This window comes from Spirillospora sp. NPDC047418, assembly GCF_040643275.1.
Classification (GTDB): domain Bacteria; phylum Actinomycetota; class Actinomycetes; order Streptosporangiales; family Streptosporangiaceae; genus Spirillospora.
Map to the genome: position 1 here is coordinate 132,930 of NZ_JBEYTW010000008.1, position 16,150 is coordinate 149,079.

At 73.1% G+C, this 16,150-nt stretch carries 15 protein-coding genes; 12 read left to right on the plus strand and 3 right to left on the minus strand.

Going from position 1 to position 16,150, the window contains the following annotated elements:
- Window positions 1–26 precede the first annotated feature (26 nt).
- Complete coding sequence (locus ABZ806_RS07410) at window positions 27–1,496, minus strand: aldehyde dehydrogenase family protein (RefSeq protein ID WP_500216001.1); 1,470 nt, start codon at window positions 1,494–1,496, stop codon at window positions 27–29.
- 116 nt (window positions 1,497–1,612) lie between these two features.
- On the opposite strand from ABZ806_RS07410, the gene ABZ806_RS07415 reads away from it, so the two are divergent.
- From ABZ806_RS07415 to ABZ806_RS07455, 9 genes are all read left to right on the plus strand, one after another.
- Window positions 1,613–2,461, plus strand: coding sequence for an IclR family transcriptional regulator (locus tag ABZ806_RS07415; RefSeq protein ID WP_500216002.1), 849 nt, complete (start codon window positions 1,613–1,615; stop codon window positions 2,459–2,461).
- 106 nt (window positions 2,462–2,567) lie between these two features.
- On the plus strand, window positions 2,568–3,866 hold the full coding sequence (locus tag ABZ806_RS07420; protein WP_500216003.1) for an ABC transporter substrate-binding protein: 1,299 nt from the start codon (window positions 2,568–2,570) through the stop codon (window positions 3,864–3,866).
- Window positions 3,866–4,645, plus strand: a complete 780-nt coding sequence (locus ABZ806_RS07425) for an ABC transporter ATP-binding protein (RefSeq protein WP_500216004.1) — start codon at window positions 3,866–3,868, stop codon at window positions 4,643–4,645. The genes ABZ806_RS07420 and ABZ806_RS07425 overlap by 1 nt, the downstream gene beginning before the upstream one ends.
- A complete protein-coding gene (locus ABZ806_RS07430; protein ID WP_500216005.1) occupies window positions 4,642–5,403 on the plus strand; it encodes an ABC transporter ATP-binding protein in 762 nt (253 codons plus the stop codon). Before ABZ806_RS07425 ends, ABZ806_RS07430 begins: the two co-directional genes overlap by 4 nt.
- A gap of 1 nt (window position 5,404) precedes the next feature.
- The gene (locus ABZ806_RS07435; protein ID WP_500216006.1) at window positions 5,405–6,271 is read left to right on the plus strand and encodes a branched-chain amino acid ABC transporter permease; all 867 of its coding nucleotides are present in this window, start codon (window positions 5,405–5,407) and stop codon (window positions 6,269–6,271) included.
- Window positions 6,268–7,299: a branched-chain amino acid ABC transporter permease gene (locus ABZ806_RS07440; RefSeq protein WP_500216007.1), complete on the plus strand. Its 1,032-nt coding sequence runs from the start codon at window positions 6,268–6,270 to the stop codon at window positions 7,297–7,299. The genes ABZ806_RS07435 and ABZ806_RS07440 overlap by 4 nt, the downstream gene beginning before the upstream one ends.
- The gene (locus tag ABZ806_RS07445) at window positions 7,286–8,656 is read left to right on the plus strand and encodes an amidase (protein ID WP_500216008.1); all 1,371 of its coding nucleotides are present in this window, start codon (window positions 7,286–7,288) and stop codon (window positions 8,654–8,656) included. Before ABZ806_RS07440 ends, ABZ806_RS07445 begins: the two co-directional genes overlap by 14 nt.
- Window positions 8,653–9,768, plus strand: coding sequence for an NAD(P)-dependent alcohol dehydrogenase (locus ABZ806_RS07450; protein WP_500216009.1), 1,116 nt, complete (start codon window positions 8,653–8,655; stop codon window positions 9,766–9,768). Before ABZ806_RS07445 ends, ABZ806_RS07450 begins: the two co-directional genes overlap by 4 nt.
- Window positions 9,769–9,793: 25 nt before the next feature.
- Window positions 9,794–11,260, plus strand: coding sequence for an aldehyde dehydrogenase family protein (locus ABZ806_RS07455; protein ID WP_500216010.1), 1,467 nt, complete (start codon window positions 9,794–9,796; stop codon window positions 11,258–11,260).
- 68 nt (window positions 11,261–11,328) lie between these two features.
- Here ABZ806_RS07455 and ABZ806_RS07460 read toward each other — a convergent pair whose 3' ends face one another.
- Both ABZ806_RS07460 and ABZ806_RS07465 read right to left on the minus strand, forming a co-directional pair.
- Window positions 11,329–12,402 carry a winged helix DNA-binding domain-containing protein gene (locus ABZ806_RS07460; RefSeq protein WP_500216011.1) on the minus strand — a complete coding sequence of 358 codons (1,074 nt, stop codon included), beginning with the start codon at window positions 12,400–12,402 and terminating at the stop codon, window positions 11,329–11,331.
- A 26-nt stretch (window positions 12,403–12,428) separates the two neighbouring features.
- Complete coding sequence (locus ABZ806_RS07465; protein ID WP_500216012.1) at window positions 12,429–13,115, minus strand: phosphatase PAP2 family protein; 687 nt, start codon at window positions 13,113–13,115, stop codon at window positions 12,429–12,431.
- Between the two features lie 60 nt (window positions 13,116–13,175).
- On the opposite strand from ABZ806_RS07465, the gene ABZ806_RS07470 reads away from it, so the two are divergent.
- From ABZ806_RS07470 to ABZ806_RS07480, 3 genes are all read left to right on the plus strand, one after another.
- Window positions 13,176–14,192 carry a hypothetical protein gene (locus ABZ806_RS07470; protein WP_500216013.1) on the plus strand — a complete coding sequence of 339 codons (1,017 nt, stop codon included), beginning with the start codon at window positions 13,176–13,178 and terminating at the stop codon, window positions 14,190–14,192.
- Window positions 14,189–14,755, plus strand: a complete 567-nt coding sequence (locus ABZ806_RS07475; protein ID WP_500216014.1) for a hypothetical protein — start codon at window positions 14,189–14,191, stop codon at window positions 14,753–14,755. The genes ABZ806_RS07470 and ABZ806_RS07475 overlap by 4 nt, the downstream gene beginning before the upstream one ends.
- A 141-nt stretch (window positions 14,756–14,896) precedes the next feature.
- A complete protein-coding gene (locus ABZ806_RS07480) occupies window positions 14,897–16,150 on the plus strand; it encodes an RNA-guided endonuclease InsQ/TnpB family protein (protein ID WP_500216015.1) in 1,254 nt (417 codons plus the stop codon).

Consider the following 16,150-nt stretch of genomic DNA (forward strand, 5'->3'; position numbering starts at 1 on the left):
GGCACCGCCCGCCCGCCTGCCGGGCCTCAGAAGGGGAAATCGCGGTCCTGGTCGCGGGTGGTGATCCATTGGAGGTCGCAGAACTCGTCGGCGGCGAAGCCGAGGCCGAAGCGGCCCCAGCCGGTGTCCTTGACGCCGCCGAACGGCATCTGCGGCTCGTCGTTGACGGGCTGGTCGTTGACGTGGACGATGCCGACGTCGAGCGCGGCGGCCAGCCGGAGGCCGCGCGGGCGGTCGCCGGTGATGACCGAGGCGACGAGGCCGAAGTCGGAGGCGTTGGCGCGGGCGACGGCGTCCTCGGCCGAGTCGACCGCCTCCAGGACGACGACGGGGCCGAACGTCTCGCCCTGCGCGATCTCGGCCTCGTCCGGGACGTCGGTGAGGACGGTCGCCGGGTAGCAGGGCGGTGCGGGGACGCCGCCGGCAAGGACGCGTGCGCCGAGCCCGACGGCCTCCCGCACGCGGCGGTCGATGAGGGCGAGCGCCCACTCGTTGATCACCGGGCCGACGACGGTGGCCGGGTCGGACGGGTCGCCCGTCGGCAGCGCCGCGGCCCTGGCGGCGAACCGCTCGGCGAACTCCTTCGCCAGCGGCCGTTCGACGTAGACGCGGCGGGCGCACATGCAGACCTGTCCCTGGTGGACGAAGGCGCCGTATGTGGCGGCGTTCACGGCGTAGTCGAGGTCGGCGTCGCCCGCGACGATGAGCGGGTTCTGGCCGCTGAGCTGGAGCACCATCCGCTTCAGGTGCCGGCCGGCCTTCTCGGCGAGGCGGCGGCCGGTCGCCGTGGAGCCGGTGAAGTTGATCCGCTTGACGAGCGGGTCGGCCAGCAGCGCGTCGGCGATGCCGCCCGCTTCGCCGGGGGCGTGCGTGACGACGTTGAGGGCCCCGGCGGGCAGGCCCGCCTCGTGCAGGATCTCCGCCCAGAGCGCGCCGCCGGTGTAGGGGGAGTCCTCGGACGGTTTCAGCACGACGGTGTTGCCGAGCGCGAGCGGGCCGATGATCCCGCGTCCGGCGAGGGTCAGCGAGGCGTTCCACGGCGTGATCGCCGCGACCACGCCGACGGGGCGGCGGACGGCCATCGCCGTGGTGCCCTCGACGTCGGACGGCAGCAGCTCCCCGGCCGGCCGGTAGGCGAGGTGCGCGGCCTGGCGGAGCAGCTTGACGGCGAAGCCGAGCTGGACGCCGCCGAACGTGGCGCCGCAGCCGGTCTCGGCGGCGAGGGCGGCGAGCACCTCGTCGCCGCGGCGCTCCAGGATGTCGGCCGCGCGCAGGAAGACGAGCTGGCGCTCGTACGGCGGCGTGCGGGCCCAGCCGCCGAACGCGGCGTGTGCGGCGGCGACGGCCCGGTCGGCGTCCTCGATGTCGCCGGCGGCGACCTCGCTGAGCGTCTCCCCCGACCACGGGGAGAGGTTCAGGTACGAGCGGCCGGAGGCGGAGTCGCCCCAGTCTCCGCCGATGAAGTGTCCGACGCGCGGCTTGCGCCAATCCGCCATGGGGCCCGGTTCTCCTCGCTCGCGTCGTCGTCCTTCGGCCCTAGCAGAGTGCCACCACGGGTGCGGTGGCAAAAACGTTCGAATATCCGGAACGGTCAGGCCGTATTCTGACCATCGTGACCGATGACGACTCCCCGCGGCGGCGCACGCGCACGACGGCCGACCCCTCTTTCTCCGCGTCGCTGGAGCGGGGGCTGCGCATCCTGCACGCCTTCGCCGGCGACCGCTCGGTGCTGGGGGTCGCCGACCTCGCGCGGGCGGTGGCGCTCAACAAGAGCACCACGCACCGCTACGTCGCCACGCTCACCAAACTGGAGTACCTCCAGCAGGACGCGGAGACCAAGAAGTACTCGCTCGGCCCGCGCGCGGTGGACCTCGGGTTCGCGGCGATCGACTCGATGGAGCTGACCGGCATCGCCGGCCCCCCGCTCCAGGCACTGGCGGACGAGACCGGCTACACGGCCAGCATGGGCCTGAGCGACGGACTCGACGTCGTCTACGTCGACCGCAGGCGCAGCGGCCGGCGCAGCGCGCTGGCCATGGACCTCAACCTGCACGTCGGGTCGCGGCTCCCGGCCTACTGCACGTCGATGGGGAAGGTGCTGCTGGCGTTCAAGGACGCGGCGGACCTGCGGCAGCTCCTGGACCGCACCGACATGGCGCGCCGGGGGCCGCGGACGATCACCAACCGGGAGCAGCTCATGGCGGCGCTCGCCCGGGTGCGGCAGAGCGGCGTCGCGGTCAACGACGAGGAGCTCGCGCCGGGCCTGCGCTCGTTCGCGGCGCCGGTCCGCGACCGCTCGGGCGCGGTGATCGCGGCGGTCAACGTGGCCGTCCACCTGACGGTCGCGCCCGCGTCGGTGGACGCGCTGGCCGGACGCGTCGAGCCGCCGCTGCGGCGTGCCGCCGCGGAGATCTCCCGGCGGCTCGGATATCGCCCCACGTCAGAGCCGCGTTCCAAATAGCAAAGTCGCGTTCGAACTCTCGGAACAACCTGTTGCTCCGCTGATGGCGGGCTCGTACGGTCACCCCCAACATTCCGCCATCCCGGCCGTGACCAAGGAGTTCAGCGTGAGCGAGATCTCGGCACGCGGTTCGAACCGCCGTTCCTTCCTCAAGACGGCCGCGATCCTCGGCGGCGGCGTACCGCTGCTGAGCGCGTGCGGCGGGCTGAAGGGGACCGGCGGCTCGTCCTCGGACGTCCTCAAGATCGGCTACGTCAGCCCGCAGACGGGCCCGCTCGCCGGGTTCGCCACCGCCGACAACTTCGTCGTCCAGCAGATCCAGAACGCGCTGAAGGGCGGCTTCACCTCCGGCGGCAAGAAGCGCCGGATCGAGATCGTCGTCAAGGACACCCAGTCCAACGCCAACCGCGCCACCGAGGTCACCCGGGAGCTCATCAACAGCGACAAGGTCGACCTGATCGTCGGCTCGTCCACCCCGGACACCACCAACCCCGTCGCCGACCAGTGCGAGGCCAACGGCGTCCCGAACGTCACCACGATCGCCCCCTGGGAGGCGTGGTTCCACGGACGCAACGGCAAGGACGGCGAGGGCTTCAAGTACACGACGCTGTTCTTCTTCGGCATGCAGGAGTTCGCCGACTGCTTCTTCCCCATGTGGGAGCGCATGGACGTCTCCAACAAGAACGTCGCGGCGCTGTGGCCCAACGACACCGACGCCAACGCCTTCCGCCAGGGCCTCGGCCCGATGATGAAGAAGTCCGGCTACACCCCGGTCGACGGCGGCGCGTACCAGAACGGCGCGACCGACTTCACCGCGCAGATCGCGAAGTTCAAGGACTCGGGCGCCGAGCTGTTCACCTGCACGCCGATCCCGCCCGACTTCCAGACGTTCTGGAAGCAGTCCCGCCAGCAGGGCTTCAAGCCGAAGCTGGCGACGGTCGCCAAGGTCATGCTGTTCCCGTCCGAGGCGGAGGCGCTCGGGCAGCTCACCGACAACATCGCCACCGACTTCTGGTGGAGCCCGGCGCACCCGTACAAGTCCGTCCTGGACGGCCGGAGCGCCAAGCAGCTCGCCGACGACTTCGCCGCGTCCACCGGCAAGCAGTGGACGCAGGCGCTCGGCTCGGTGTACTCGCTGTTCGAGATCGCCGTCCAGGCGTTCAAGGACGCGAGCGACCCGAAGGACCGCGACGAGGTCGCCGCCAAGCTGCGCACCATGAAGATCGAGTGCATGAGCGGGAAGCTGGACTTCACCGCCGGCCCGCAGCCCGGCATCGCGATCCAGCACCCGGTCGGCGGCCAGTGGCGCAAGGGCGACACGTTCCCCTGGGACGTCGTCATCGTCGACAACTCGGCCAACAAGGACGTCCCGATCGGCGGCGACCTCAAGCCCACCAACGCCTGATGGCCCAGCACCCGATCACAGAGCCGCTGCTGCATCTCGACGGCATCACCAAGAGCTTCGGCCGGGTGACGGTCGCCAAGGATCTGACGCTGCGCGTCGCGCCGGGCGAGGCGCTCGGGATCGTGGGGCCGAACGGGGCCGGCAAGTCCAGCCTGTTCGCGATGATCTCCGGCGACCTGCGCCCGGACACCGGCGCGGTGCGGTTCGGCGGGCGGGACGTCACCGGCCTCCCGCCGCACGCCCGCACCCGCGCCGGCGTCGGCCGCACCTACCAGGTGCCGCGGCCGTTCGAGCACCTGACCGCGTTCGAGAACGTGCTGGTCTGCGCGTACCAGGGCGCGGCGCTCAAGGGCCGCAAGGCGCAGGCGCACGCCATGGAGGTGCTGGACCGGACCGGCCTCGCCGACCTCGCCAACACCCCCGGCGGGCGGCTCAGCCTCCTGCAGCGCAAGCGCCTGGAGGTGGCCCGCGGCCTCGCCACCGGCCCGCGGCTGCTGCTGCTGGACGAGGTCGCCGGCGGGCTGACCGAGCCGGAGGTGCTGGAGCTCGTCGAGATCATCAAGGACCTGCACGCGGGCGGCCTCGGCATCGTCTGGATCGAGCACGTCGTCAACGCCCTGGTCAGGACCGTCGGCCGGATGGTGTGCCTGGCGGGCGGCGACCTCGTCGCCGACGGTGCGCCGATGGACGTGCTGGCCGACCCGAAGGTGCGCGAGCTGTACCTGGGCGGCGGCCCCGAGACCGGCCTGCCCGACGAGGAAGGGGGTGGGGGGTCGTGACGCTGCTGTCGGTCCGCGACCTCACCGTCCACCACGGCCAGCTGCGCGCGGTGGACGGGCTCAGCCTGGACGTCGCCAAGGGCGAGGTGCTGGCGATCATCGGCGCGAACGGCGCGGGCAAGTCCACGCTGCTGCGCGCCCTGGCCGGGCTGAACCCGCCGACGTCCGGCTCCGTCCGCCTCGACGGCCGCGACATCACGCGGCTGCCCGCGCACAAGCGGGTGGCGGAGGGCATCGCGCTCGTCCCGGAGGGGCGGCGGCTGTTCCGCTCCCTCACCGTGGAGGAGAACCTGCTGGCGGGCACGTACCGCAGGCGCCCCGGGCCGTGGACGGTCGCCGCCGTCCACGAGCTGTTCCCGTGGATGGCCGACCGGCGCGGGCAGAACGCGTCCCAGCTCTCGGGCGGCGAGCAGCAGGCGGTGGCCATCGGCCGGGCGCTGCTGTCCAACCCGGACCTGCTGCTCATCGACGAGCTGTCGCTGGGCCTCGCCCCGGTCATCGTCCGCAGGATCTACGAGATCCTCCCGGACATCGTGGGCGCCGGCACCACCGCGCTGATCGTCGAGCAGGACGTCTCGCAGGCCATGCGCGTCGCCGACCACGTGCACTGCCTGCTCGAAGGCCGGTCGGTGCTGCGCGGACGGCCCGCCGACCTGACCGCGGAGCAGGTCGAGCACGCCTACTTCGGCATCGGCGCCGCCCCGAGCACCGCAACGGGCACTGAAACGGCGCTCACCGGCCAGGAAGGACACGACTGACATGGGCTGGCTCAACGCCGTCATCCAAGGAGTGCTGCTCGGCGGCCTCTACGCCCTGTTCGCGGCGGGCCTGTCGCTGATGTTCGGCGTCATGCGGATCGTCAACCTGGCGCACGGCGACCTCGGCGTGGTCGCGGCGTTCCTCGCGCTGGCCCTGGTCAGCGGGACGGGGCTGCCGCTGTGGATCGTGCTGGTGGTGACCGTCCCGCTGTTCGCGCTGCTCGGCTACCTGACCCAGCGGGTGCTGCTGCAGCGCAGCCTCGGCGCCGGGCCGCTCGCCACGCTGCTGGTCACGTTCGGCCTGTCGATCGTGCTGCAGAACGTCCTGCTGGAGGTCTTCTCCGCCGACACGCGCACCCTCGACGGCGGGTCCTTCGCGACCGGGTCGTTCAAGGTCTCCGACTCGATCTCGGTCGGCTACCTGTCGGCGGTGACGTTCCTGCTGGCCTGCGGCGCGCTGATCGGCATCCAGGTGTTCCTGTCCCGCACCGGGCTCGGGCGGATGCTGCGCGCCTCGTCCGACGACCAGGAGACCGCGAGCCTGATGGGCGCCGACAGCAGGCACGTGTACGGCATCGCGACGGCGATCGCGTTCGCGACCGTCGCGCTCGCCGGGCTGATGTTCGCCATCCGGTCCTCGTTCGACCCGGCGATCGGCCCGTCGCGGCTGATCTTCGCGTTCGAGGCGGTCGTCATCGGCGGGCTCGGCTCCCTGTGGGGGACGCTGATCGGCGGCATGGTCCTCGGCATCACGCAGTCGCTCGGCGCGCAGATCGACCCCGCGCTGACGCTGCTCGCCGGCCACCTCGTCTTCCTCGCCGTGCTGGCCTTCCGGCCGCAGGGCCTTCTCACGGGACGGACCGCATGACGATCTCCGAGATGGTGGCGGCCCGCGCGGCGGGCGCGCTGCGGGTGAACCGGGCGGCCCGGTCCTCGAAGCTGTCGGCCACTGGCCTGGGGCTGGGGGCGGTGGTCCTGGTGGCCCTGCCGTTCCTCGTGTTCAGTTCCGTCACCGACACGCTGGTGAACCTGTTCGTGCTGATCGCGCTCGCGAGCATGTGGAACCTGCTCGCGGGGTTCGGCGGCCTGGTGTCGGTGGGGCAGCAGGCGTTCATCGGCATCGGCGCCTACAGCCTGATCGCGCTCGCCGACTTCGGGGTGCAGCCCTACCTCGCCGTCCCGCTGGCCGCGCTCACCTGCGTGCTGTTCGCCCTGCCCACCTCGTGGCTGGCGTTCCGGCTGCGCGGCGACTACTTCGCCGTCGGGACGTGGGTGATCGCCGAGGTGTACCGGCTGCTGGTGGTGCGGGTCGACAGCCTCGGCGGCGGCAGCGGCAAGGGGCTGACCGGGCTGTCGGGCATCGACCAGACGCTGCGCGGCGCCCTGACGTACTGGGTGGCGCTCGCGCTGGCGCTGTGCACCATCGCCGGCTGCTACCTGCTGCTGCGCGGCCGGCTCGGCCTGTCGCTGATGGCGGTGCGGGACGAGGAGACCGCGGCCGGCTCGGCGGGCATCGACGTGCGGCGCGCCAAGCTGCTGGTGTACCTGGTCTCGGCCGCCGGGTGCGGCGCGGCCGGGGCGGTGATCACGGTCAGCTCGCTCAGCGTCAACCCGGACTCGATCTTCAGCGTGCAGTGGTCGGCGTACATGATCTTCATCGTGGTGATCGGCGGGATCGGTTTCGTGGAGGGCCCGCTGCTCGGCGCGATCATCTTCTTCGGCCTGCAGGAGCTGCTCGCCGACTACGGGTCCTGGTACCTCGTCCTGCTGGGCGCCATCGGCATGGCGGTGGCATTGTGGCTTCCAGGCGGGTTGTGGGGTCTGATCCGCGGAAAGACGGGGTTGAGCCTGTTCCCGGTCGGCTACCACGTGCGGAGGCCCGATGTCGCTCAGTGAATCGGCCGCCTCCCTGGCCGCCGGGCGGCTGTCCCCGGTCGAGCTGACCGAGCGGATGCTGGCCGCGATCGAGGCCACCGAGCCGCACGTGCACGCGTACGCGACCGTCACGGCGGACGAGGCCCGTGCGCGGGCCGCCGAGCTGGCGCGGGCCGGGCGGCGCGGGCCGCTGCACGGCGTCCCCGTCGGGGTCAAGGACCTGATCGACACGGCGGGCGTCCGCACCGCCTACGGGTCGCCGCGGTTCGCCGGCCACGTCCCTGCGCGGGACGCGGCGGCCGTGCGGCTGCTGCGCGAGGCGGGCTGCGTGATCCTCGGCAAGCACACGACCCACGAGCTGGCCTGGGGCGGACGCACCGACAGCGCGTTCTTCGGCCCGACCCACAACCCGTACCGGCGGGGACGCATCCCCGGCGGCTCGTCGGGCGGGTCGGCGGCGTCCGTCGTCGCCGGCAGCAGCCTGGGAGCGGTCGGCTCCGACACCGCCGGGAGCGTGCGCATCCCGGCGGCGCTCAGCGGCTGCGTCGGGTTCAAGCCGTCCCGGGGCCGCATCCCGCTCGACGGGGTACTGCCGCTGGCGCCGTCGCTGGACCACCTCGGCGTCCTCGCGGGCACGGTGGACGACGCGGCGCTGCTCGCGTCCGCGCTGACCGGGTCGCCGGTGGACGGCCCCGCCGCGCGACCGCGCGTGGGGTGGCTCGGCGGCTGGTTCGACGCGGTGCTGGCGCCCGAGGTGCGCGCGGCGCTCGCGGCCACGCGCGCCCGGCTCGAAGTGCACGGGGTCCACGTCGAGGACGTCGCCGTCCCGGACGAGCCGCGCATGCCGGAGGCCGTCCTGAACCGGATCGTCGCCGAGGCGGGCGCGTTCCACCGGGACGCGTTCAACCGCGACCCCGGCCTGTTCGGCCCCGACATCGCCGAACTGATGCGGATGGCGCCGCGCACCGCCGAGCAGGCCGAACAGGACGAGGCGGCCATCGCCCGCATGACCGCGTTCATGGAGGAGGCGCTCGGCGCCTACGACGTGCTGGTCGGCGCCACCGTCCCGATCACGGCGCCGCCGATCGGCGCGATGACCGTGGAGGCCGGGGGCAGGGAATGGCCCATCGAGCTGGTGCTGACCCGGCTCACCTCCCTGTTCAACGCCGCCGGTCTGCCCGCGGTCTCGGTACCGATCGCCCTGGCCGGCGGCCCCACCGGCGACCCGACGGGCGACCCCGGCGGCGGTCTGCCCGTCGGGCTCCAGCTCGCCGGGGCCGCCGGACGCGACGGCGCCGTCCTGGACGCGGCCCGGCTTGTCGAGCGGCTGACCCCGCCGCTGCCCCGTCCCGCCTTCGCCGAGAGGAGCCCGGTATGAGAGTGACCGCCGCCGTCGTCGACGAACTCGGTGGACCGTTCCGCGTCGAGGACCTCGACCTCGACGAGCCCGGACCCGGCGAGGCCCTCGTGCGGGTCGTCGCGTCCGGGATCTGCCACACCGACGAGATCACCCGCCACGGCGACCTGCCGATGCCGTTCCCGAGCGTGCTCGGCCACGAGGGCGCGGGCGTGGTCGAGGCCGTCGGCGCGGGGGTGACCGGCGTCCGGCCGGGCGACCACGTCGTCATCGGCTGGCCGTCCTGCGGGACGTGCCGCAACTGCCGCGACGGCGAGCCGCGCTACTGCGCCCGCCTCGGCGAGGCGCTGGCCGGCGGCGGCCGGCTGCTCGGCCCGCGCGCCGGGCAGAGCGCGCTGCGCCGCGCGGACGGCTCGCCCGTGCACAGCCACTTCTTCGGCCAGTCCTCGTTCGCGACGTACGCGCTGACCTGGGCGGACGCGCTGGTCGTCGTGCCCGCCACCGCGCCGCTGGAGCTGCTCGGCCCGCTGGCCTGCGGCATCTCCACCGGCGCCGGGGCGGTGTTCAACACGCTCAAACCCCGAACCGGATCGAGCCTCGTCGTCTACGGCGTCGGCGCGGTCGGGCTGGCCGCCGTCATGGCCGCCCGCCTGTCGCCCGCCACGACGATCATCGTCGTGGACCGGCACGCGTCCCGGCTCGCGCTGGCCGCCGAGTTCGGCGCGACGCACACCGTCGACGCCGCCGCGACCGACCCGGTCGCGGAGATCCAGCGGATCTGCGGCGGCCCCGCCGACTACGCGCTGGAGTGCACCGGCGTGATCGACGTCGTCCGGCAGGCCGCCGACAGCGTCGGCATGCTCGGCACCTGCGTGCTCATCGGCGGCGCGCCCGCCGGCGCCGAGTTCGCCCTCGACCACCTGACCACGCTGTGGGGCAAGCGCGTCTTCGGGACGCTCGGCGGCAGCGGCCGCAGCGCCGTCCTCATCGGCGCCCTGGTCGAGCTGCACCGCCAGGGCCGCTTCCCGTTCGACCGCCTCGTCCGCTTCTACGAACTCGCCGACATCGACCGGGCGCTGGACGACAGCCGCCGCGGCGAGGTGCTCAAGCCCGTGCTCCGCATGAAGCACTAACACGACAGAAGAAGGAGGAACCGCCGTGGGACTGCTCGACAGTGTCGACTGGCAGGGAAACATCTTCAAGAACGGTGCGTGGACGGCGGCGCACGGCGGCGGCGATTACGCCGTGGTCGAGCCCGCCACCGGAGCCGAGTTGGGCCGGATGGGGCAGGCCACCGCGCAGGACGTCGCCGATGCCGCCGCGAGCGCCGCCGCCGCCCAGCGCGAGTGGGCCGCGCTGCCGCACACCGCCCGTGCCGCCGTCCTGCGCAAGGCCGGCGACCTGTGGCAGCAGCACGCCGAGGAGATCAGCGGCTGGAACGTCCGCGAGGTCGGCGCGGTCCCCGGCATCGCCGGGTTCGCGCTGCACGTCGCGGCCGAGGAGTGCTACGAGGCGGCCGGGCTGCCGTCCCGCGCGATCGGCGAGATCATCCCGTCGGAGGAGCCGCGGCTGTCCATGGCGCGGCGCATGCCGGCCGGCGTGGTCGCGGTGATCTCGCCGTTCAACGTGCCGATCATCCTCGGCATCCGCTCGGTCGCCCCGGCGCTCGCGCTCGGCAACGCCGTCCTGCTCAAGCCCGACCCGCGCACCGCCGTCACCGGCGGCACGCTGATGGCGCGGGTGTTCGAGGAGGCCGGGCTGCCGCCGGGCGTCCTGCACATGCTGCCGGGCGGCGTGGACGTCGGCGAAGCGCTGATCACCGACCCGAACGTGCGGGTCATCTCCTTCACCGGCTCCACCCCGGTCGGCCGCCGCATCGGCGAGCTGGCCGGCCGCCACCTGAAGCGCGCCCACCTGGAGCTCGGCGGCAACTCCGCCCTGCTCATCCTGGACGACGCCGACCTGGACGCGGCGGTGAACCTCGCGACCTGGGGCTCGTTCTTCCACCAGGGCCAGATCTGCATGACCACCGGCCGCCACCTGGTCGCCGACCGCCTCTACGACGACTTCGTGGAGCGCCTCGCCGCCAGGGCCGGCGCGCTCTCGGTAGGCGACCCGGCGGGCGGCGAGGTCGCGCTCGGCCCCGTCATCGACGCCGGCCAGCGCGACAAGATCCACGGCATGGTCACCGCGAGCGTCGACCAGGGCGCGAAGCTCGCGTCCGGCGGCACCTACGAGGAGCTGTTCTACCGTCCGACGGTGCTGGCCGACATCCCGCTGACCGCGCCCGCGTTCGCCGACGAGGTCTTCGGCCCGGTCGCCCCGGTCACGCGCGTGTCGTCCGTCGCGGACGCGGTGGAGCTGGCCGGAGCCGGCGACTACGGCCTGTCGCTGGGCATCGTGACCCGGGACGTGATGCGCGGCCTCGCGGTCGCCGAGCAGATCCCGACGGGCATCGTCCACATCAACGACCAGACCGTGAACGACGAGGCCAACGCCCCGTTCGGCGGCGTCCGGGCGTCCGGCACCGGCTCGCGCTTCGGCGGCGCCGCGGCGAACATCGAGGCGTTCACCGAGACCCGCTGGATCACCATGCGCGGCGAGCCCCCCCAGTACCCCCTCTGACCACCCCCCTCGTTGATCTGCGGCGTGTTGTTGTTTTCAAGGCGCTCATAACAACAACACGCCGCAGGTCAACGGGGGTGGGGGTCGGTGGTTAGGAAGGACGTCAGGCGTTCGCTCTCCTCGGACAGCTCGGTTTGGGTGGATTTCGAGAGGGCGTGCAGGGGGGTGACCACGACCGTGCCGGCGGTGACGGTCCAGGTGGCGGCGACCCGGCCGTCGACCAGCACCACGCGCTCGCCGTCGAACGAGAGCATGCGGTGGGCGTCGTCGATGATGCGGCCGCGGTCCTGGTAGCCGAGGATCGCGTTGTCGAACGCCGGCAGGAAGCGCACCGGGGCGGGCGTGTCCGGGTCCGGGCGCGGGGCGTCGGGGAGGTCGAGCAGCTCGCGGCCGCGCTCGTCCCGGAAGGCGACCAGTTCCCCGCGCACCGCGGCGACCGCGGCCGGCAGCCCGGCGAGACCGCACCAGGCGCGCAGGTCGGACGTGGTGGCGGGCCCGAACGCGGCGAGGTAGCGCCGGACCAGCCCCTGGCCGACCGGGTCGGAGTCGCCCGAGGGCAGCGGGTCGATGTCGCGGCCGAGCCAGGCGGACAGCAGGACGTGGCGCACTCCGGCCTTGGTCCGCCACAGCCCGCGCGGCGGCGCCTGCACCATCGGGACCATGGCGCCCAGCATGTCCATCAGCGGCCGCCGTCCCGCCGCCGACCAGCGCTCGGGGAGCTCCTGGACGACCTCCGCGATCGTGCGGGGCCGGCCGTCGGCCAGCACCGCGCGCCCGACCGCGGCGAGTTCGTCGAGGTCCACTCCGTCGAGGTCGCGGCGGTAGGCGCCGAGCACTCGCTGGCGCAGCATGGCGTTGTGGCGCGCACGCCAGGCGAGTGTGTCGGCGGCGGTCATCAGGTGGACGGTCCGGCGCATGAGGTGAGTGCGCACCACCCGCCGATCGGTCAGGAGATCCGAGAGCGCCGCCGGGTCGAACGCGCGCAGCCGCGACCACAGTCCGACGAACGGCTCCTGCGGTTCCTGCGCCTGCAGGCCGCCGAGGTGGGCGACGGCGTCCAGCACCGGTAGGTCGGTGCGTTCGAGCAGCAGTTGCCGGGCAAGGGCGGCCCGGTTGAGCGCCCGGTCGTCCAGAACGGTCATACCGCCCACCGTCGCAGGAGAAGCGGTCAGATTCTGTCCGCTTCTCGCCGGCGCGGGGTGACGGTTGCCGGTTCGCTCGCGCGGCGCGGCATGACGAGGGCGCGGCCCGCACAGGCCAGGAGTGCGCCGAGCCCCCAGCCGGCGACGGCGTCGGTCGGCCAGTGGTAGCCGAGGACGACGGTGGCGATCGCGACGGCGACGGCCATGGCGTGGGCGGCGACCGTCCAGCGGCGGGACGCGCCGGTCACGGCCGCGATGAACAGCAGGCAGGCGGCGGCGTTCGCGGCGTGGCCGGACGGATAGGACAGGAACCCGTCGGTGAAGAACGTGTCCTGGCCGGTGCGCGGCGGTGTCCGCGCCAGCACGATCTGCGCCCCGCGGATGACGAGTTCGCTGGCCACGAGCCAGACCCCCGCGCGGACCAGCAGACCCGGGCTGCGGCGCCGCCGGGCGGCGATGACGGAGGCGACGGCCGTGACGGAGCCGACCAGCCAGTACTGGCCACCGTTCACGATCGTCCGCCAGCCGAAGTGCCAGGCACCGCTGCGCGGCGGCAGGCCGTCGGCGAAGACGCGGCCGTCGAACTGCCGCAGCAGGCCGCCGGCCAGGACGTCCGCCGTCACCGCCGCCGTGACGAACGCGGCGACCAGCGCGAGCCTGTACGGCCGCGCTCGGGCGAGGAGCACCCCGCCCCCTGTCCGAGGCTCCCGCATCCTCCAATCCTGCCCGATTTCGCTGACCCCCGGCTTAGCGCATGGCCAATAATGGCGATCATGCATGGGGCGGAGGCCGGCGAAGAACCGGTCGAGTTCGGGCCGGGGACGGCGCAGCGCTGGTCGTGGGCGGCCTTCGCCCTGCTGCTGGTCGTGGGCGTGGTGGCGTACGCCCTGCTCGCGTCCGACCTCCTCGTGGTCGCGCTGGTGTCGGCGTCCTCGCTCGTGCCGCTCGCGGCCAGCGGGCTCCTCGGACGGGTCCGGCCGCCGACCGTCGTGGACCGGGACGGCATCCGCTGCAACACCGCGTTCTCCTTCCAGATACGGCGGTACCGCGTGCCGTGGACGGCGATCGCGCGGGTCGACGTCCACAAGCGGGGGCGCCGGACGTTCGCCATGCTCCGGCTGACCGACGGGGGCCGGATGACCCTCCAGCACCCGGCGGGCCCGCAGGTGCACGAGGCGGTCGCGCTCATCCAGCGGCGGCACCTGGCGGCCTGCGGCGGACTGCTGCCGGCCGTCGACCGCGTCCCCCTCCCCTGGCGCCGGTTGCACGCCTGGGTGCTGGTCGCGGCGATCGCGCTTCCCGTCGCCAGCGCGATCGGGCTGGTGACGTGGATGTCCGCGGCGGTCGAGGGCACGAGTTCCCCCGAAGATGTCGCCGCCTGCGACCAGATCCCCCGCGAGGTCGCCGCCCGGGTGCTGCCGGACGGCGACGTCCACGGCTTCGACAACCCGGCGGCCTGCCGCTGGAGCACCGATCCGGCCGCGCGGAACGGCACCTGGATCGACTTCCATATCGTCGCCCGCCAGCCCTCCGAGTCCGACCGGTCCTACCGGGAGGCCCAGAAGGCGATGCGGGCCGCCGGGCGGACGCCGAAACCGCTGCGCGGCGGCGACGGCGACGCCTACACCGCGGCCTGGCCGGACGGCTGGGGCTTCACCGCCCAGGGAAGGGCGAACGTGCAGGGCTACCAGGTGATGGTCGCGGTCCACAGCCGGACGGCGGCCTCCGCGGAGGAGGCCGAGCGGCAGGCCGGCGACGTCCTGCGCGCGGTGACGGAGAAGCTGGCATGAGGCTGAACAGGCGCGAGAGGGGGCTGCTCGCGGGAATGCTGCTGCTGTCGGTCTTCCTGTGGGCACCGTTCCTGACGATGACCGCCGCCCTCGGAACCGACGACGACGAGCACGTGCCGCCGCGGACACCGCTGGTGGATCTGTGCGCCTGGTTCCCGTCCCCGATGGTCGCGCGACTGGTGCCGAAGCCCCGCGCCCCCAAACCGCAGGCGTACTTCACCGGGGAGGTGCTGTGCGACTGGGTCGGTGACGACGACCGCACCGAGCTGGGTCTGATCGCCTACCGGCCTTCCGGAGTGCTGACCCCCGAGAAGGAGGTCTACGAGGCGCGCGAGTTCTACACCAGCAAATCCGGTGCCGGCGAGTCGGCGGGGATCGGGGAGATGAGCACGGTCAGCGTCCGGCACGGATCGGACTACACCGAGGCGCACGTCGTCGTGCTCGACGGCATCCTCGTCGCCGAGGTCACCTACCGCGTGCCCGGCAAGCGGGCGGACATCGCCGGCAAGGCCAAGGAGGCCGCCGTCGAACTGCTGAAGCTGCTGCCCCCGAAGGGCCTGTGACCAGGGCGGCCTCAGCTGAGCTTGGAGCCGCGCGATTCCCAGTAGCGGTCGCGCAGCACGGCGGTTCACCGTGCTGCGGTTCACCGGACACCTACAGCGTGGAGGCCCCGTCCTTCAGGGCGGGGAGGAAACAGCGGCACGGTGCGGAACGGTGACCGTCCGGGTTTTGTCGGTGGCCGTCTGTATGGTTCGGGCATGTCTCGGTACCGGCTGTGTCCGACCCCTGTCCAGGAGGCGGGGTTGCTGGAGCATTGCTCGCACGCCCGGTACGTGTGGAACCTGGCCGTGGAACAGCACGCGTGGTGGACGTCCCGGCGTGGCCCCGCCCCGAACTTCGCGGTGCAATGCCGCCAGTTGACCGGGGCCCGCGCTGCGAACCCGTGGCTGGCGGCCGGGTCGGTGACGGTGCAACAGCAGGCGCTCAAGGATTTCGCGCAGGCGATGAGCAACTTCTTCGGCGGCACGCACCGGCGTCCCACGTGGCGCAAGGCCGGGCTGCACGAGGGATTCCGGATCGTCGGAGCCCGTGGCCGCCAATGGGACGTGCGGCGCCTGTCGCGGCGTACCGGTGAGGTGCGGGTCCCGAAGGTGGGTTGGGTGCGGTTCCGGTGGTCCCGCGCCGTGCCCGACGGGGTGAAGTCGTTCCGGGTGGCCCGTGACCGGGCCGGGCGGTGGCATGTCGCGTTCGCTGCGATCCCCGACCCGATCCCCGCGCCGGGCAACGGTGAGGCGGTCGGCGTCGACCGGGGCGTGGCGGTGTCCGCCGCCCTGTCGACCGGGGAGATCCGCGCCGTGCCGGGCCTGGCCGAGGCCGGGGCCAAGCGGCTGAACCGGCTGTTGCGGCGTCTGGCCCGAGCGAAGCGGGGGTCGAACCGCCGTGCCCGTGTCAAGGCCGCCATAGCCCGGCTCAAAGCGCGTGAGGCCGACCGCCGCAAGGATTGGGTGGAGAAGACCAGCACCGACCTGGCGCGCCGCTTCGACGTGATCGCGGTCGAGGACCTCAACGTGCGGGGCATGACCCGGTCCGCCAAGGGCACGATCGACGCCCCCGGCGTCAACGTCCGCGCCAAGGCCGGGCTCAACCGCGGCATTCTGGCCAACGGGTGGGGCCGGCTCGCCGCCCGCCTGGAACACAAGGCACCCGGACGCGTGGTCCGGGTGAACCCGGCGTACACGTCGCAGACCTGCAACGCCTGCGGGCATTGCGCCCCGGAGAACCGTGAGAGCCAAGCGGTGTTCCGGTGCGTGGCCTGCGGGTGGCAGGACCAGGCGGACGTGAACGCCGCACGCAACATCAGAGACACCGCCGTGGGACGCACGGCGGCTGCGCGGGGAGGCTTGCCGTTGGGCGGGCCGGTGAACCGCGAACCTCAACCCGTTCTCCTCTCTGCGTAG

Excerpts from the sequence above, each read along its gene's own strand:
- ABZ806_RS07410 (WP_500216001.1), bottom strand. The coding sequence starts at position 1,496 with ATGGCGGATTGGCGCAAGCCGCGCGTCGGACACTTCATCGGCGGAGAC.
- ABZ806_RS07425 (WP_500216004.1), top strand. The coding sequence starts at position 3,866 with ATGGCCCAGCACCCGATCACAGAGCCGCTGCTGCATCTCGACGGCATC.
- ABZ806_RS07435 (WP_500216006.1), top strand. The coding sequence starts at position 5,405 with ATGGGCTGGCTCAACGCCGTCATCCAAGGAGTGCTGCTCGGCGGCCTC.
- ABZ806_RS07440 (WP_500216007.1), top strand. The coding sequence starts at position 6,268 with ATGACGATCTCCGAGATGGTGGCGGCCCGCGCGGCGGGCGCGCTGCGG.
- ABZ806_RS07445 (WP_500216008.1), top strand. The coding sequence starts at position 7,286 with ATGTCGCTCAGTGAATCGGCCGCCTCCCTGGCCGCCGGGCGGCTGTCC.
- ABZ806_RS07450 (WP_500216009.1), top strand. The coding sequence starts at position 8,653 with ATGAGAGTGACCGCCGCCGTCGTCGACGAACTCGGTGGACCGTTCCGC.
- ABZ806_RS07460 (WP_500216011.1), bottom strand. The coding sequence starts at position 12,402 with ATGACCGTTCTGGACGACCGGGCGCTCAACCGGGCCGCCCTTGCCCGG.
- ABZ806_RS07465 (WP_500216012.1), bottom strand. The coding sequence starts at position 13,115 with ATGCGGGAGCCTCGGACAGGGGGCGGGGTGCTCCTCGCCCGAGCGCGG.
- ABZ806_RS07470 (WP_500216013.1), top strand. The coding sequence starts at position 13,176 with ATGCATGGGGCGGAGGCCGGCGAAGAACCGGTCGAGTTCGGGCCGGGG.
- ABZ806_RS07475 (WP_500216014.1), top strand. The coding sequence starts at position 14,189 with ATGAGGCTGAACAGGCGCGAGAGGGGGCTGCTCGCGGGAATGCTGCTG.